The following is a 15,006-nucleotide window of genomic DNA, read 5'->3' as shown; positions in this document are numbered from 1 at the left end:
ACTTATGCGCGGACCGTAGGAGTCACTCTGTAATGGCCACCATCTCAACCCGCCTCAAGTCTTCACCTGCGGCGCCCAAGCCTGCCGATCTGGACCTGGGGCGCTTCAGCAACGAGGCCCCCGTGCAGCACGGTGGCTTTGGCAAGACCTTGCGTATCTTCTGGAACATGCTGTTTAACAAGCCACGCAGTACGCGGCCGGTGGGGCAGATCCCGGTGCAACCGCTGACCCGCGAGCAATTGTTGGCGGCGCCTGATCACAGCGTGTTCCGCCTGGGGCATTCCACCGTGTTGCTGAAAATGCGCGGCAAGTTCTGGCTGACCGACCCGGTGTTCGCCGAGCGTGCCTCGCCATTCAGTTGGGCTGGCCCCAAGCGTTTCCACCAGCCGCCTATCCGTCTTGAAGAGCTGCCGCCCCTGGAGGCGGTGATTCTTTCCCACAACCACTACGATCATCTTGACCATAAGGCTGTGGTCCAACTGGCCGACAAGACCCGTTACTTTCTCGCGCCGCTGGGCGTGGGCGACATCCTGGTCAAGTGGGGTGTCGACGCCAGCAAAGTGCGGCAGCTGGATTGGTGGCAAGGCACCGAGGTGGATGGCATTCGCTTTGTCGCCACGCCGGCGCAGCACTTTTCCGGGCGCGGCCTGTTTGATGCCAACCAGACCCTCTGGTGTTCCTGGGTGATGATCGACGGCACGCGTCGTATCTTTTTCAGCGGCGACACCGGCTACTTCGACGGCTTTAAACGCATCGGCGAACAGTACGGCCCGTTCGATCTGACGTTGATGGAAACCGGTGCTTACAACGTCGACTGGCCCCATGTGCACATGCAGCCGGAGCAAACCCTGCAAGCGCATATCGACCTCAGGGGCCGCTGGCTGCTGCCGATCCACAACGGCACTTTCGACCTGGCGTTCCATGCCTGGCACGAACCTTTCGACCGCATCATGGCGCTGGCGTGGGAGCGCAATGTGTCGATTACCACACCGCCGATGGGCCAGGCGTTCAGCTTGAACCAGCCGGAGCGTGGGTATGCATGGTGGCTGGAAGTGGAAACCCAGGGTGCACAAGAGCACCTTGTGGGCTGAGGGCGCAGAGGTAATGGAAAAGGAGTTTTCAAGCTGTTTCGGGTCTGCGACAGGCGCCGGCGAAGGATGCGATGATCCCTGGAAAGTGTTTTCAGGGGAGGCGTACCGATGGACAGCATATGCAGATGGTTTTTGCGAGCAGATGCGGTTTGCCAGGTTGGCCAGCCGTTGTCTGCGCTCTTGGGCATGACCGATTCGGCATCTCCATGTCGCCGTCCTTCCCCCGATCAAGTGCCCCCCCGCAGTATCGAGTTTGATGTCGATCCCCCCCCTCAAACCCACCCCAAGGGTGGCGTCCTGATCCCCGGGTATAACGTACCGGCAATTCCCATCAGACCCATGCCTGATCCCTCGTTGACGCTGATTGCCCTGAGCGGTATCGACCCAGAGGGCCCGGTGATGGTGGAGGTGCCCCTGGTGCAGAACAACAGCCGCTTTGCCGCCACGCAAGCGTTGGCCGGCAGGCGCGTGGGGTATGCCGACCGATATGGACGTGGCGATGGGCATGAACCGATTCAACACCGTGCGCCCTTCATGCGTGCGCTGGACGTACTGCGCCGGGCCGGGGCGCAACTGATACCCGTGCCGGCGCAACGTGTCGACGGCACCCTCACGTTCAACCTGCACACCCATAATGAAATCGATGAAATCGTGAATGAATACCGGCTGGATGCCCTGGTGTCGGACAGTGAAAGTGCTGCGTTCCATGCTGCCTGCTGGAGTGGTTACCCGAAGTTCGCCGAGGCTCTCGATGACGGCGGGACGTTGTGGTTCTACGGTGCGCGATGGTCGAAGGAATCGTTGGCCGTGCTGGCGCAGGGTTATCGCAATGCCAGGGAGGGAAGCCATGGCCTATAGAATTCATATCCTCGGTGCTGCGGGGGCGGGCACTACCACCCTGGGCAGGGCCTTGGCGGAGAGTCTGAACGTCGCTTACTTCGACACCGACTATTTCTACTGGCAGCAAACCGACGCCCCCTTCACCATTGCCCGGCCCAAGGATGAACGCATCCGCCTGCTGCAGGAGCAGACTGTCGGCCTGGCAGGCTGGGTGCTGTCCGGTTCACTGTGTGGCTGGGGCGACCCGATGATCGCGCAGTTCACCCACGTGGTGTTCCTGCGCCTCGACCCGCACGTGCGCCTGCACCGTCTGCGCATGAGGGAGGTGCAACGCTACGGTGATGAAATCCTGGAAGGTAGCAGTCGCCACGAGAACAGCGTCGCCTTCCTGGCCTGGGCCGCTCGTTACGACAACGGCAACCACAGCCTACGCAGCCTGCGTCGGCATGAAACCTGGTTGGCGACACTGACCTGTCCGGTGATCCGCTTGGACTCTACGCACCATTCGGCTGGGGCGTTGGTGAATCAATTGATGCTGCTGTGGAGCCCATCAGCCGCGACATAATGTTTTGTGCTGCGGGTTCGGCAGGGGCGGTGTCAAAACGCCGTACACTCATGCCCCACCCCGGCGCAAACCCCGGGAAAAACACCAGCCCTTGCGCCTCCAACCGAAACGCCAATGCCAGGCGGGTTTCATCACCTACATCGCCCTGGCTTTCGAACTGTTGGATGGCATCCACCGTCACACCCGCCTGGCGGGCCAGCTCGTCGCGGCTCCAGCCCAGCATCGCGCGGGCCTGTACGCTGTGTTTGGCGGTGAATTGGTGCAGGACGATCTGCTGTTCTACGAAAGAGCTCATTGCCAGGGAGGACATGGGGTTTCTCCAGGGTTCGACGGGGGAGGGCAAACTATACTGTGTTTTTGTACAGTTGTTTTGACCGCTCATCAACTGGATGCTTATCGACCCACTATTCCAACCCTGGCGCCTCACGAATGATCAGGTGATCGAGGTTCTCGATATTCGCGCTGAATACCCCGAAGGTCTGCTCGGGGTTCTTCTTGCTGGGCACTTGTTTCAGCTCCGGTGTCACCCCGTAGAAGAAACAATACAACGCCCGCTCACTGTCCGCCGCCGCCCTGATCTGCTCGAGGAACGCCTTGCGCTTGCGGTAGTTCTCGATGAGCTTTTTGCTCAGGTAGACGTTGACCGAGTAGGGCTTTTTGTCGAGCCACACCTTCTTTTCGAAGTCGATGCGGAAGCTGCTCGTGTAGTCCTTGATCGCCTTGACCTTGCCCCAGTAGATCAGGCCTTTGTTGTCTTGCAGGTATTCGATCTTCTTGAAAAACGCCGCGTAAGTCGCGGTGTGCTCGCCGATTTTCAGCGGCATGCGTTTGAGTTTTTCCTTGTCGTCGATGTTCGACACAAAACATTCCACCGGGTGGGCGAACACGCTGGTCTTGTCCGGGGTGGTGTCGCTCGAACTGACAGATTCGCCGCTGCGGGGTGAAGGTGTTTTCGCTGAATCTTGTGGGACCAGCCCCTCGGTGCCGGCCACTGCGGTTTTACGCTCGTACGTACGGCGGGTGAGGACAAATTCCGATGGGAAATTGTCCTCACGCTCATCGTCGTTTTCGCCTGCTGCACCCTTGTGGAGGCTGGCATAGCGGCAGCCGTCGATATGCCGGGTGCTCGGCGTGTTTTTGAAATGCGGGGTGCGTTGGTAGTTGACGTTCTTGGCGTTAAACGTGCTCAGCACATTGCCTGCTTCAAAGGCAGCGCGACAGGCATCGTTGGGACAGAGGAAACTGTCCTTGTCGGAGTCAAAGGTGGTGGTTTCGTCGAAATTCAGGTCTCGTACGTCGTAGATCGACAGCTTGTCATCGAGACTCAGGCTGTAGGCCGTGTCGAATTTCATGGGGCTCGGGTCCGTGAGAGGTTTCGCTATTAATAGCGGGAACCCGCGCAAATATCAGCAAGAACCTGCAACCCGTCGTCCGCTGAGGAAGCACAAGGTCCCACCTATCGCTGTGAGTGTACCCAAGGCATAGAACATGCTGGCCGGCGCCGCGTTGATCAGCAGATACCCGCATATCACCGGGCTCATCGCCCCACCGAACGCCGCCAGGTTCTGCGCCCCCCGCATCACCGCTGCAACCGAGCCCGCTTTTTCTTCTTCGCATGAAAATGCCGAAAATGCGCATCCTGTGCCGCCGCCAACAACTCCCGATCCCCACGCGTATCGCCCCAGGCCCGCAGCCGATACTCGCCCAAATCGCCATACACCGCTTCCAGCCTTAGCACCTTATTCTCACACCGGCAGTTATTCCCGGTGAGCTTGCCGGTCAACACCCCGTCGACCACCTCAAGCTCAGTGCCAATCAACTTGATCCCAAGCCGATCGGCAAACGGCTGCAGCACCAACGCCGGCGACGCCGAACACAGCGTCACCACCGCCCCCGAGCCCAACTCCTGCTCCACCGACAGCACCCCCGCCGGGCGCATCAACCGCGCCCAATTACGCTGACAATACTCCTCGGCCTTCTGCTGCACCCACGTCTTCTCCACCCCAGTCATAAAGGTGCGGATCAACTGCGCCTTCAACTCATCCCGGCTGATCTGCCGCACCAAAAAGCGCAGCCCGGGCACGGCCAGCTTGACCATCCGGCCATAAAACTCGCCGGTGCCAAAGGCAAACTTGAGGAAGGGCACGAAACTGTCGTGGTGGGTCAGGGTGCCGTCGAAGTCAAAGACGGAAAGTACTTTGGCATCCACAGGGCCGGCTTCGAGCATGTCTGGGTTCACGGGTGGTCCTTGATCAGGTGGAGCGGGTTCTCATAACGTGTTATCGGCACCCGCTAGGATGCGCGATATTTTTGTCAACGCGAACAGAGTTTAACCGCTCAGCGACTGAATGTAAGGTCAAAGTATGGTTTTAGCGGTAGTGAGACCGCGCCATAAAGGAAAACAGCAGCCTTATATGGGGACCTTTAATGGTGAATCTAAGGATGTGAATAGACACTGTTCAGGTCAATATCGCGAAGATTTTTAGTAGTGTTTTTGTTTGCAGTTGTCGTAGAGTCGTTAGCCAGGATGAATGAATAATAGATTTTTAGTTATGAGGTTGTGCCTTCAAAAATCATCTCTGAAAATTAGATAAATAGAAGTGTTGAATGAGAAGCTTTAGTTAAATTGATTGGTTTTCTAAAAGGGTGAGAAATGCATAATGTATTCAGTTCTGAAGTTTATAGTATTGCGAGTAAGCTTAGGAAGGATAGGTTGAAAGAACCTTTTTCTTTTCTTGGTGATGAAAATGGAGTGAACGCTTTTTTCGTTTCTGGACGTATTTTTTCGATTTCTGAGGATGTGCGATCGAAAATATTGTCTGATGTTATAAGTGGCGGGTTTGATATTGCGTTAGTGGAAAAGGCATGTTTTTTTAAGTGGGCTATGGAGAGGGCGGAGAAAACTTTTAGAGAAGCTGAACTTAAAATTAAAGATGTGAACTGTAAGGAGATTATATCTCATCTGGAAACTTTGATCTTGCGAATGGAAGTTTATGGCGTAAGTATTGACGGAAGAACATATGCAGAAGATGTTTTGAATTCGCAGGCAAGTCATTTGGTCTCCACCTTGACATCCGTTCTATATCTCATCTCCAAAAGAAAATCATTGGGCGAAAATACTTCCGATCATCAGCGGCAGCTTTCAGAGTTTTGGGCTGAAATGGCTCACTACGAGTCTTTGAAGGAGTTTATTCAGGAAGCATCACACGGAAACTGTATTCCGGTAGATGTTTCCGTGCAAAGCCCAGTTGTTACTGCTAAAAATCTTGATAGATTTGTTGGACGAGCAAGTTATTTTATGGACTGGTATGATCATGCGTGGCGCAATCTGGAAATATACAGGGATCTAAATTATAAGTTTTATAGTATGTATGAAGGGAATGCTGATGAACTGTATGGTTTGATGTCGCGAAGTGGCATGGGGAAGCTCAGTCGAGATGTGATGAGAATTGATCTATCTCGAGGCGATTGCTTTGAAGACGAATTGCTGAGATATAAAATAATAAAGCGTTTAGAGTTGATGTATTCGAGTGATGGAGTTTATAGTTATAAAGGTGAGATGTTTACTATAAAAAATCTACTTGAGAGTTTTAGTTCGTTGTTGAATTATGCTCGTATAATAGATGAAGAAAATAGGAGTCGGATCAAAAAAGGGGGGCGGGCTACGGTGCGTTCAATGGGGTTGCACCGAATATGTAGGTTGCTAAAGATTCCTGTTAAGAAAAAGGCGTTGCTTGATGTTTTTATTTGTGATTTGAATATTTCTGGGCCCAGCGCTGATATAGGTATATATATGCTAGGGCAAGAGTATTATGTAATTCCTTCTCACGTTCTATCTCTATGTTTTGAGAAGGTAATAGATCGGATTTTAGTCCGAGGTGATGTGTCGCTCCTAGATAGTGCTGCTATTGATAAAGGTTATTTTTTTGAGTCTGAAGTTAAGCGGGTAGTTGAGAAATCAGGGCGAGCCTTTTATAAACTAAATAGAGATGTTAGGAAGGGCGCCCCTGAAATTGATGGTGTTTTCAATGTTGTCGGCCCAGTTTGGGCTATATGTGAGGTGAAGTGTAGTATTAAACCTGAATGCAGACGCGACGCCTATCAGTTCACTGAAAATCATCTTGTGGGAGCTTTGACTCAGTTGGATGAGCGCTACGACTATCTCAAAAAAACAAAAAACGTAATTCAAGGGTTTGCTTTTGGTGAGTCAGAGGTGTTGTTGTTGATTATAACCAATCATAATTATTTTACCGGTCTTAATCTGAAGACCTCGATGGGGAGAAATGTCCATGTAGTGGATTATCTATACCTGCATGATTTACTTGTTGGTGGCTTTGTTCCAGCTTGGAGCTACAATGGGAAAAGTCAAAAGTATTTGCGTTCAGAGAATTTGGTGGTTGGTTTAGGCCTCGTTGAGGCTATAAAAAATCCCATAGGGAATTTGATATGTAAGGAGTCAGATTCATTTCAAATTCAGAAGTCAGGTATTGCTATACGAATCCATAAAGAATCAGTCGTAGATGAGATGTCTTTTTATGATGAGTCTGTTCGAGAAACGCTCAGTGAGCTATGAGATATGGTGTTTTTTGAAAGTATTAGAACCGCTAATGAGCGGTTTTAATATGATTTCTATCGATGTATAAAAGTCAAAGCTAAATTTTCCGTTTGTTGAATAGCCAAGAAAAAATCGCTTAGCTTCCGTAGGGACGCTTTTCTTGGCGGCAAGCGCCGGCGAGTTCTGTTGAGCAGAATATATGGCATGTCTCTCAGCCGTATCCAACCTTCATCCTGCCAATGCAAAAGTCTCAAAGACATCTCCGGCCAATCCAGCAAACTCAACATTGGACGGTCTGTGGATCGTGATTGATGCCTATCACGTAAAGTAGGCACCACTTGGTGTGTCAACCATTTCCGCAATAGACGATGCCCGGGCGCGTAGTGATAAATGAGCAAGCCATATACGCCGGACTCGCTGATCATCAGCATATCGTCAGGCTGGCCGTGATAGCAGATTTCCATCGTTTGCCTCTGATCCTCATCGAACTTGCTGACTTTGCGCTCATCTAGATACAGTCCCGTCAGGCGACCAAGGTCACGGGCACAGAACCATGGCTGATTCTCTACAAGTAGGGCATGCAAATGCAGGTTGTGGCGGGTGAGGATGGTAGGTTCATGCATGACACACCTCCGGGCCGGAGCGTGTTTGAGAAATGGTGCAGGTGCTGCGAATGTCCTTCGCAGAGGATGCAAAGTGTCCAGGCATTTCCGTTACCTCTGGTTGCTTTCTTAGGGCATGCGTTATGGGTGTCGGGAGCTAAGAAACCCACCAGAGACGGGCCGGACATATTCCCCTTTCGGGTCTTGTATTCGCCCACTCCCGACATAACGGGGATTTTTCACAGGCGTAGTGAAACCGCTGGCGAAAAAAAGCCGCATGGCTGTCGGGTGCGGAGGACCGCTCTGGTTGAGGCGTTTCTTAGGCGCCGAGGTGAGAGGTAGGTGGACGATTGGAGGTGGTCAAGCTTCCAAGATTATTCATTCTATTTCAGTGGTGATGGGCTTACTGTCGTGTTCAGGATCGATCATTTTTTGGATTTCAGTTCGCAGAGCATCACGGCTTTTTGTCTGGCATTCCCAGATGATCGATACGCGCCAACCTGCGGCTTCAAGCGCTTGTTGAGCCTTTGTATCTCTCTCAACATTTTTTGCGAGCTTAGGTAACCAAAAATCTGATCTGCTTTTGGGCGTATATGCGTATTTACATCCGGGGTGCCTATGCCAGAAGCAGCCGTGAACGAATAAACATAATCGGTGCTTCGAGAATACCAAGTCTGGCGTTCCCGGTAGGTCCTTTCGGTGTAGACGATAGCGAAGCCCCAGCTCATAGCACGCCGACCGGACAATCATTTCGGGCTTCGTGTTTTTGCCCTTGATTTTGGACATGTTTTTAGACCGCTGCTCCGGGGTGACTACGTCTGCACTCATTTAGGTTCCACTCAATGGAAAACTTGCTTTCAACCAAGTCAGTACCGTAGCGCTGTCCTGTAGGCCAGTTTCTCTCAGTAGCTCCACAAGGTCCTTGCCGGCAAGAATCATTACAGGGTGACCGTCCTCCACGATTTCCTTATAGGCTTGATCATGTAGCCATGATGTCGTGACGATTACGCCAAATTGACGGTGCCGAAGGCGAGAGATCAGCCTTGAAACATCCCTGACACCTACAGAGCTATTTGTACCGTAACACTTGGCTTCAATCGCAAAGTCTACAAGCACTGAAGTCTCAGGTCTCCCGATCCGAAGTCTGCCAATACCGTCCCGCCCACCGTCTCGATATCGCCGTGTCAGGTCCAGCTCTACAGTGTCGGGCAAGCACACCCTAACCAAGTGGGCTGCACATTCCTCGAATGCGTAAGGGGCTGACTCGAAGTGTTTATGTAGGATCGCCAACGTCTTGACATCATCTTTCAAGGTTGGGAGCTGGTCTTTCTTTGACCTGATAGGTTGTGAGCGTTTGGCGATCAGAGGGGTGTATTGGCCCGTTTTCACCCATTTAAGCCATCCAGCCGGAGCATTCTCGCTGTCGTTCGCTCTTACGCCTGAAATAATATCCGTAAGCCATGCCCTGGGGATTTCTGGCAGGTCGAGAATGGTGAAGGTGGCTCTGTAATTCTGAAATCGCTGACCGTTGCTCGCGTGCCAGACTGCTACCAAATCATCATTGTGAGTGCTTCCAATTCTGCCGGGCACTGCCAGTCCCCTGAAAATCATGTCGCGATAGATACCAGCCTTGGTAAAAACGAAAATTGGTGGGATATCCGCCCGTAAACCGGAGTGTTGCCGTTCAAAAATTAGCTCTAAAAGATTGTTGCCATACCGGTTGGTTTCGTCCAATTTACGACCCGGCTTCTTGTTATCGCCATAGTAGGTGAACACGCCTGTGGAGAGGTCCAGTTCATCGGGCCAGTCAAGATCCTCCATGCTCGACAACAGCGCGATGAGACGCGGGTCGTTGCGCTTTCCTCTAATTCGAAAGCCGCCTTGATTGCTGAGGCTAAGAAGCTTCGTTAGAGGGTCGTCACTCGAATTTCCGTTTCGGCTACCTGAATAACGAGCATCGATCACCAAATTTGAGCTTGAGAGCTCGTCAACTGTGTAAACCAGATTGTCGTTCATGGTGGTGTCCTTGTGCCATTAAGGTTGAATGGTGCCGGGAACCTGGTAACCTGGCTAGAAGATAAAATTAAGGCTGTGAAATGGATCAGATTCGTACGTTTGACATGTTCTGCGGGGCAGGAGGCAGCAGTCTGGGGGCTCGTGAAGGTGGTGCGAAAATCATGGGTGGAGTCGATTTGTGGGGGCCAGCGGTCGAGTCCTTCAAGCTGAATTTCCCTGATGCGCATGTATTTCAAGAGGATCTCCGAATTCTGACACCCGAAGACGTTTTAGCTAAAACTGGTCCTATAGACTTACTAATCTCGTCTCCTGAATGCACGCATCACACCTGCGCGCGAGGCGCTAAACCTCGCTCCGAAGAAAGTAAGGACACTGCTTTCCAAGTAATCAGATATGCAGAGGTGATGAAGCCTCGCTGGATCACGCTTGAAAATGTTGTGCATATGAAACCTTGGGGTAGGTACAAAGAGTTGATGGAGGAGCTTGTTCGTTTGAAGTACAGCGTACGTGAACAGGTTATAGATGCTTCTGGCTTTGGCGTTGCTCAGCGCCGACGCAGACTTTTCATGATTGCAGATCTCATAGATATGCCCAGTCCTGTATTGCCATTAAATACGGCTTATAAGAATGTTTGGGATATTTTAGATAAAACTGAAAAGTATAAAATGACTCCGCTCCGCCGCCCCAATCGGGCGAAAGAAACTCTTGCTCGCGCAGACCGTGCGATTTCTGAGTTGGGAGAAAATACGTCATTTTTGATTGTATATTACGGTACTGATGGTGGCGGGGGGTGGCAGCGTATGGACTCCCCCTTGAGGACTATCACAACAGTTGATCGCTTTGCTTATGTGAGGCCTAGTTCTGAAGGTCATATGATGCGTATGCTTCAACCCGAGGAACTCCGGAAAGCTATGGGGTTCCCGGAGCACTATAATTTTCCGAACGTAACTAGGCGTGAAAAGGTAAAATTAATGGGGAATGCCGTTTGTTCTCCTGTTATGGAGGCCATTGTTTCGTCACTAAGTGCAAAATTGGAATGTAAAAAAAATAAAGATGCTGCGTAGATTTGAGCCTTGCTGTAAAGGTACGGCAAGGCTGTGATCTTTCTGGATGCTATTAGTAAAATCGCATAACGCCAGGTCTTCTTGCATGTGTTGTGTAGTGGTGCATTATTTCCTCTAGAGTGTTTCTTCTCAATCGCGCTATAGGCGTGATAGGCATTGAAAAACTAACAGAATGCTCACTAGTAAATCTACGGCAGGAGACCAAAATGCACTTTGCTACGCCCCCAACTTTGATTTTTCCTATGTTTTGTAGTGCGGCCCTTGCCGGCTGTCCATTTCTAAGGAAAGATTTCAAATCTGTTGCGTCGAAAATTACACCAAGAAGATACCTGTGACTCGGAATCTTTCCCTGGACCTCATCGCACTCTGCCGACAATGATATTAAACAAGGTGCAGTTCTGCTAACCAACGTTTCATCGGTGGCTATTGTTTCTCCATTAACTATAAACTCTTTATATAGTACTTCTGCCCATTCAGCACCGAAGTGAGCTGAAATGAAATTTTCCGGATTGTCATTGAGCTTTGAAATTACTCCTCTGAAGTTATATGGTTGATTTCCTCCTGTATTGAAATCCTCGACTAGATAAAAAGAGTTGAGAGATGCTGTGTCTATAGAGGCTGATAGTTTGAGTTTTGCACCGTCCAGTGCGGACAGCTTTTCACATATAGCATTGTCAACATCTTGTGCGCGCGAAGGTTGAGCTCTGAGTTGGTCTTCTAGTACGGGAAGCAACGCGTTATCTAGCGCGCCGGAAGCATTCGAGATAGCTGCAGCTTTTCCTACTGCCTCCTGGCTCAGGAATGCTAGTAATTTCAACCACTCTTCTGATATAAATTCACTTTCAATGCCAGGAGCGTTCTTGATTACTTGAAAGAGACTATTGCTTGCTTGTGTTGCAGCTAAAAGAATACGTTCTTCCCAATTCATTACGATTGAAAGAGATTGCGACTTTGCGACTTCTCCGTAGATTAGTTTCGCAAATAATTCATAATCAATATCCGCTTCTGCGGCGCCGATTCCTACCTTGTTTTTATCCATGAACCCAAAAAAAACTGGTAGGTTAAAGCCTATGTCCGGTGCTCTTGACATAAGCTCGCTTACGATTTTATGTTCGTCAGCCTCATGTTTTGACCAAAAAATCACACCGTATGGACCAGTTGGCACGATTTGTTTTAGGAAGTTTCCGATGGTCGCAGCATGGTCGACCCCATTTATACTACTTGTCGGTGTTAGATGTATATCTGAGAAAATAAGCCTCAATCCAGAGCAAGGTTGAGTAATTGGTGGTACAAATTCACCTACATCAAAAAGATATGGTATGGCGCTATAGCCTGCCCTGCCTAACGCCCGGACGATGGAATCTAAATCCTCTTGGTTATTATCTAATGCAACAACTCTGGAAAAAGGTTTCATTTTCTAATCCTTGAAGGTAAATACTACGGCTGCGCCATCATAAGAGGGGGAGAAATTAAAATCATCTCGTAGTTCTTCGGCACGGCAAACCATAAAACGCCCACCCATTGACTCAAGTACTAACCTAGCAAAATAGAGTCCTAAGCCAGACCCTCCTGCCTTCAAAGTCATAAAGGGCTTGGCAATTGAGTCAGGGTTAAGTTGGAAACCCATGCCATTGTCAATTATTGCGAGCGTGCCTTCCTTAAGCTCTTGATCCCAAGATGAAAGAATTAAAATCGCGGCTGGATCGGAGCGATTTTCAAGTTCTTTTCTATAGCGTGACCAATAAATGGCGTTGTCAATTACGTTGCTGATTGCACCTATAACGAGGTTTAGCGGACCTTTGATCTTAAAGTTTATTGCCTTGTCTGTATCGTTAGTCCAGTCGGAGAGCGCCACTTCATGTCGTGGGAATCTATGCTGGTGCATTTTAAGTACGCGTGTCGTTAGCTCGTTAACAGGAAGAGATCGGTTTTTTTCTCTCTGTAAAAGCGGTTTGAATGTATCGAGCAAGCTTCTAAGATGACGGACTGTGCTTAAGATTATTTCTTTGTTTGAGTTGCGTTCAAGCTGACCTACTATGTTGTCTACGCCGTGAACCATTTCGTGGAATGCGAGGCCGATGTTCATATTTGCCATGCCTGATCCCACCATCACTTCTTTGAAACTATCTAGCTCGTTTTTTATTGCCGCAACTGCTGGAAGTATTTCTTGTTCGAGTTTGTGTTTCTTAGCAACTTTGATGATTTCATCAAATGCATTTTCAATAGGTGGAAGTTTTTCTGTGTTTTTAATTGCTTTGTCTACAGCGTCACGATCCGGTGCCAACTCGCGCTCGAATTTATCAAATATACTCAACGCAATAGCGCGTAAACTGTCGAAGGACTTGTTTTCATCAAAGCCTTCACGGTTTGTCTTTTCTCGGAGGCCTGTGCTTTTGTCTAAGTCTAGATCTATATATGATACAATACTATTTGAACCAAGTTTTTTGCCTGGTGTGTTTATTCGTCTCGCATTCAGACGTAGCCAGTCGTCGCCTGGTTCGCCGTAGTTAAAAACCCGAACTCTGTCCCTGTAAACGCGAACGCCTGACTGGCCAGCTAGCCATGCTTTCATCTGTTGGCTATCGCCAAAAAGCCGCAATATCTCAGGGCTTTGATGAAAAGCATATATTCGACCTTTTATTGGGCCTATGTCTTTCAATATATCTGCACCTACAAATATTTTTTGCTCTTTTTTCTGTTTTCCTGTTTTTGTATCATCACCTTTTTCTGGAAGAATATCTAAGCGTCCTGTATAACGTCTGTATCTACGTTGCAGTCCTTTATATTTAGGAGGCTGAAAAAAGTAAGCCCATCTGAAAACTCCTTTCTCATCAAGGCGATACGTTAATTTCCACATCGCTCTATCGAGCATATCCTCAACATCGGGCAGGCCACTTATCTCATCTTGTCGGCCTGGAACGTCTAGGCTTACGTTGAATGAATCTACACGGTTAAATGGATTGCTGAGTGATTTTACTAGTCGGTACAGTTCTCTTATATCCCCGCGCTTCCACTCCGCCAGATAGAGGTCTGAAATTTTTATGAATGTGCCACTTCCAGTTTTAAAATGTGAAGGTTTAGTTTTTTCTATGACTTCAACCGATAAGCTGTCATTCAGATATTTTGAACTGCCAATTAGTACATCCCAGTCTATATTGAACTCATATTCTGTTGAGTTTTCTTCTCTGGTGATAACCTGTAACTTTTTTCCTAGTTTTTGAACTGCAAGTCTACCCACCCCCTTTTCACCCAAGGGGAGTCTATTGAATAATTTTGATCTTTTTCTATTCTGAGCTGTGCGTTTCGAATCTGTTCCAACTTCTAACCACGCACCGGTGATTACCGAAAGGCTCATCCCGGAGCCATTGTCTTCAACTTTTACACAAGGATCGACCTCATTGAGGTCGATCGTAATGGCGACTGTACTGGCATCTGCGTCGTAGGAGTTTTTTACAAGCTCAAATACGGCTAATCGATCATGTCCAATTAACTGGTCGCCCAGAAGCCGTAAGATATGAGATTGAACTCGAAGTGGATGTTTGTTTGGCATGCTATTCCCTTAGGTTTCAATTTGACGTTTTTAGGAATTGCTTAGGTGGCTAATAATGTGGGTGCTCGGTATGGTTTCTGTACATCTTATATTTGCAGAATATCGAATTGCATTTTGCATATACACTGCCTCCTTGCATGGGATAAGATTGCTGGATCGTATTATGATGGCTTTTTGAATCTCGGCAAGTGTTGCTTGGTGATGTCAGTGTTTTGTTATGTTTTGGTTGGTAGAGCTTGGTCTTCTGCCTGAAATTCTTTTTTCGCAGGCTTGTTTTTAATGTTTTTGACATGTAACTAGAAATAGAGCGTTGAGCATAGAAAAAAGGCTGCCCAAGGGCAGCCTTTTTATCAGTAATTAACGTTAATCCCAGCTCAACGCCCCACCCGTCTGATACTCAATAACCCGAGTTTCAAAGAAATTCTTCTCTTTCTTCAAGTCCATAATCTCGCTCATCCAAGGGAACGGGTTAGTCGTCCCCGGATACTCTTCCTTCAAGCCGATCTGCGACAGGCGACGGTTAGCGATGAACTTGAGGTAATCCTCCATCATCGCCGCGTTCATGCCCAGCACACCGCGCGGCATGGTATCCCGCGCGTATTCGATCTCCAGCTGCGTCCCCTGCAAAATCATCTGGGTCGCTTCTTCCTTCATCTCGGCATCCCACAAGTGCGGGTTTTCGATCTTGATCTGGTTGATCACATCGATACCGAAGTTCAGGTG

Annotated in this window: 14 protein-coding genes and 1 pseudogene; 5 read left to right on the top strand and 10 right to left on the bottom strand. The window is 49.3% G+C overall.

What is annotated here, in order from left to right:
- Positions 1 to 32 precede the first annotated feature (32 nt).
- The 3 genes from C8K58_RS27890 to C8K58_RS27880 all read left to right on the top strand — a co-directional run bounded on the left by C8K58_RS27890 (position 33) and on the right by C8K58_RS27880 (position 2,496).
- A complete protein-coding gene (locus tag C8K58_RS27890) occupies positions 33 to 1,091 on the top strand; it encodes an MBL fold metallo-hydrolase (RefSeq protein ID WP_027605642.1) in 1,059 nt (352 codons plus the stop codon).
- Between the two features lie 339 nt (positions 1,092 to 1,430).
- Positions 1,431 to 1,949 (top strand): hypothetical protein, encoded by a 519-nt coding sequence (locus C8K58_RS27885; RefSeq protein ID WP_108574725.1) that lies wholly within the window; start codon positions 1,431 to 1,433, stop codon positions 1,947 to 1,949.
- Positions 1,939 to 2,496, top strand: coding sequence for an AAA family ATPase (locus C8K58_RS27880; protein ID WP_108574724.1), 558 nt, complete (start codon positions 1,939 to 1,941; stop codon positions 2,494 to 2,496). The genes C8K58_RS27885 and C8K58_RS27880 overlap by 11 nt, the downstream gene beginning before the upstream one ends.
- On the opposite strand, the gene C8K58_RS27875 is transcribed toward C8K58_RS27880, so the two are convergent.
- The 4 genes and pseudogenes from C8K58_RS27875 to C8K58_RS27860 all read right to left on the bottom strand — a co-directional run bounded on the left by C8K58_RS27875 (position 2,426) and on the right by C8K58_RS27860 (position 4,723).
- Positions 2,426 to 2,806: a helix-turn-helix transcriptional regulator gene (locus C8K58_RS27875; protein WP_081744427.1), complete on the bottom strand. Its 381-nt coding sequence runs from the start codon at positions 2,804 to 2,806 to the stop codon at positions 2,426 to 2,428. The two genes, C8K58_RS27880 and C8K58_RS27875, sit on opposite strands and share 71 nt — an antisense overlap.
- Positions 2,807 to 2,900: 94 nt before the next feature.
- Positions 2,901 to 3,848 carry a hypothetical protein gene (locus C8K58_RS27870; RefSeq protein WP_108574723.1) on the bottom strand — a complete coding sequence of 316 codons (948 nt, stop codon included), beginning with the start codon at positions 3,846 to 3,848 and terminating at the stop codon, positions 2,901 to 2,903.
- A gap of 54 nt (positions 3,849 to 3,902) precedes the next feature.
- Positions 3,903 to 4,070 (bottom strand): annotated as a pseudogene (locus C8K58_RS32835) (MFS transporter); the annotation flags it as partial.
- Positions 4,071 to 4,075: 5 nt separating this feature from the next.
- Positions 4,076 to 4,723 carry an HAD-IB family hydrolase gene (locus tag C8K58_RS27860; RefSeq protein WP_043293519.1) on the bottom strand — a complete coding sequence of 216 codons (648 nt, stop codon included), beginning with the start codon at positions 4,721 to 4,723 and terminating at the stop codon, positions 4,076 to 4,078.
- Between the two features lie 486 nt (positions 4,724 to 5,209).
- Here C8K58_RS27860 and C8K58_RS32355 point away from each other — a divergent pair, with 486 nt between their 5' ends.
- On the top strand, positions 5,210 to 7,069 hold the full coding sequence (locus tag C8K58_RS32355; RefSeq protein WP_133822154.1) for a hypothetical protein: 1,860 nt from the start codon (positions 5,210 to 5,212) through the stop codon (positions 7,067 to 7,069).
- Positions 7,070 to 7,125: 56 nt separating this feature from the next.
- On the opposite strand, the gene C8K58_RS27850 is transcribed toward C8K58_RS32355, so the two are convergent.
- The 3 genes from C8K58_RS27850 to C8K58_RS27840 form a co-directional block, all read right to left on the bottom strand.
- Entirely contained in the window at positions 7,126 to 7,674 is a 549-nt protein-coding gene (locus C8K58_RS27850) for a BRO family protein (RefSeq protein ID WP_108574721.1), read from the bottom strand.
- Between the two features lie 357 nt (positions 7,675 to 8,031).
- The gene (locus C8K58_RS27845) at positions 8,032 to 8,481 is read right to left on the bottom strand and encodes a very short patch repair endonuclease (protein ID WP_108574720.1); all 450 of its coding nucleotides are present in this window, start codon (positions 8,479 to 8,481) and stop codon (positions 8,032 to 8,034) included.
- Entirely contained in the window at positions 8,482 to 9,669 is a 1,188-nt protein-coding gene (locus tag C8K58_RS27840; RefSeq protein WP_108574719.1) for a restriction endonuclease, read from the bottom strand.
- 80 nt (positions 9,670 to 9,749) lie between these two features.
- Here C8K58_RS27840 and C8K58_RS27835 point away from each other — a divergent pair, with 80 nt between their 5' ends.
- Entirely contained in the window at positions 9,750 to 10,733 is a 984-nt protein-coding gene (locus tag C8K58_RS27835) for a DNA cytosine methyltransferase (protein ID WP_108574718.1), read from the top strand.
- 52 nt (positions 10,734 to 10,785) lie between these two features.
- Here C8K58_RS27835 and C8K58_RS32350 read toward each other — a convergent pair whose 3' ends face one another.
- From C8K58_RS32350 to C8K58_RS27825, 3 genes are all read right to left on the bottom strand, one after another.
- Complete coding sequence (locus C8K58_RS32350; RefSeq protein ID WP_133822153.1) at positions 10,786 to 12,147, bottom strand: hypothetical protein; 1,362 nt, start codon at positions 12,145 to 12,147, stop codon at positions 10,786 to 10,788.
- 3 nt (positions 12,148 to 12,150) lie between these two features.
- Positions 12,151 to 14,283, bottom strand: coding sequence for an ATP-binding protein (locus C8K58_RS27830; protein ID WP_108574717.1), 2,133 nt, complete (start codon positions 14,281 to 14,283; stop codon positions 12,151 to 12,153).
- 363 nt (positions 14,284 to 14,646) lie between these two features.
- Positions 14,647 to 15,006: ribonucleotide-diphosphate reductase subunit beta (locus C8K58_RS27825; RefSeq protein WP_178087838.1), on the bottom strand; the 360-nt coding region annotated here is incomplete at its 5' end.

This window comes from Pseudomonas sp. GV047, from assembly GCF_003058245.1.
Classification (GTDB): Bacteria; Pseudomonadota; Gammaproteobacteria; order Pseudomonadales; family Pseudomonadaceae; genus Aquipseudomonas; species Aquipseudomonas marginalis.
Note: the sequence above shows the minus strand (reverse complement) of the source record. Positions and strands in the feature narration are given on the sequence as shown.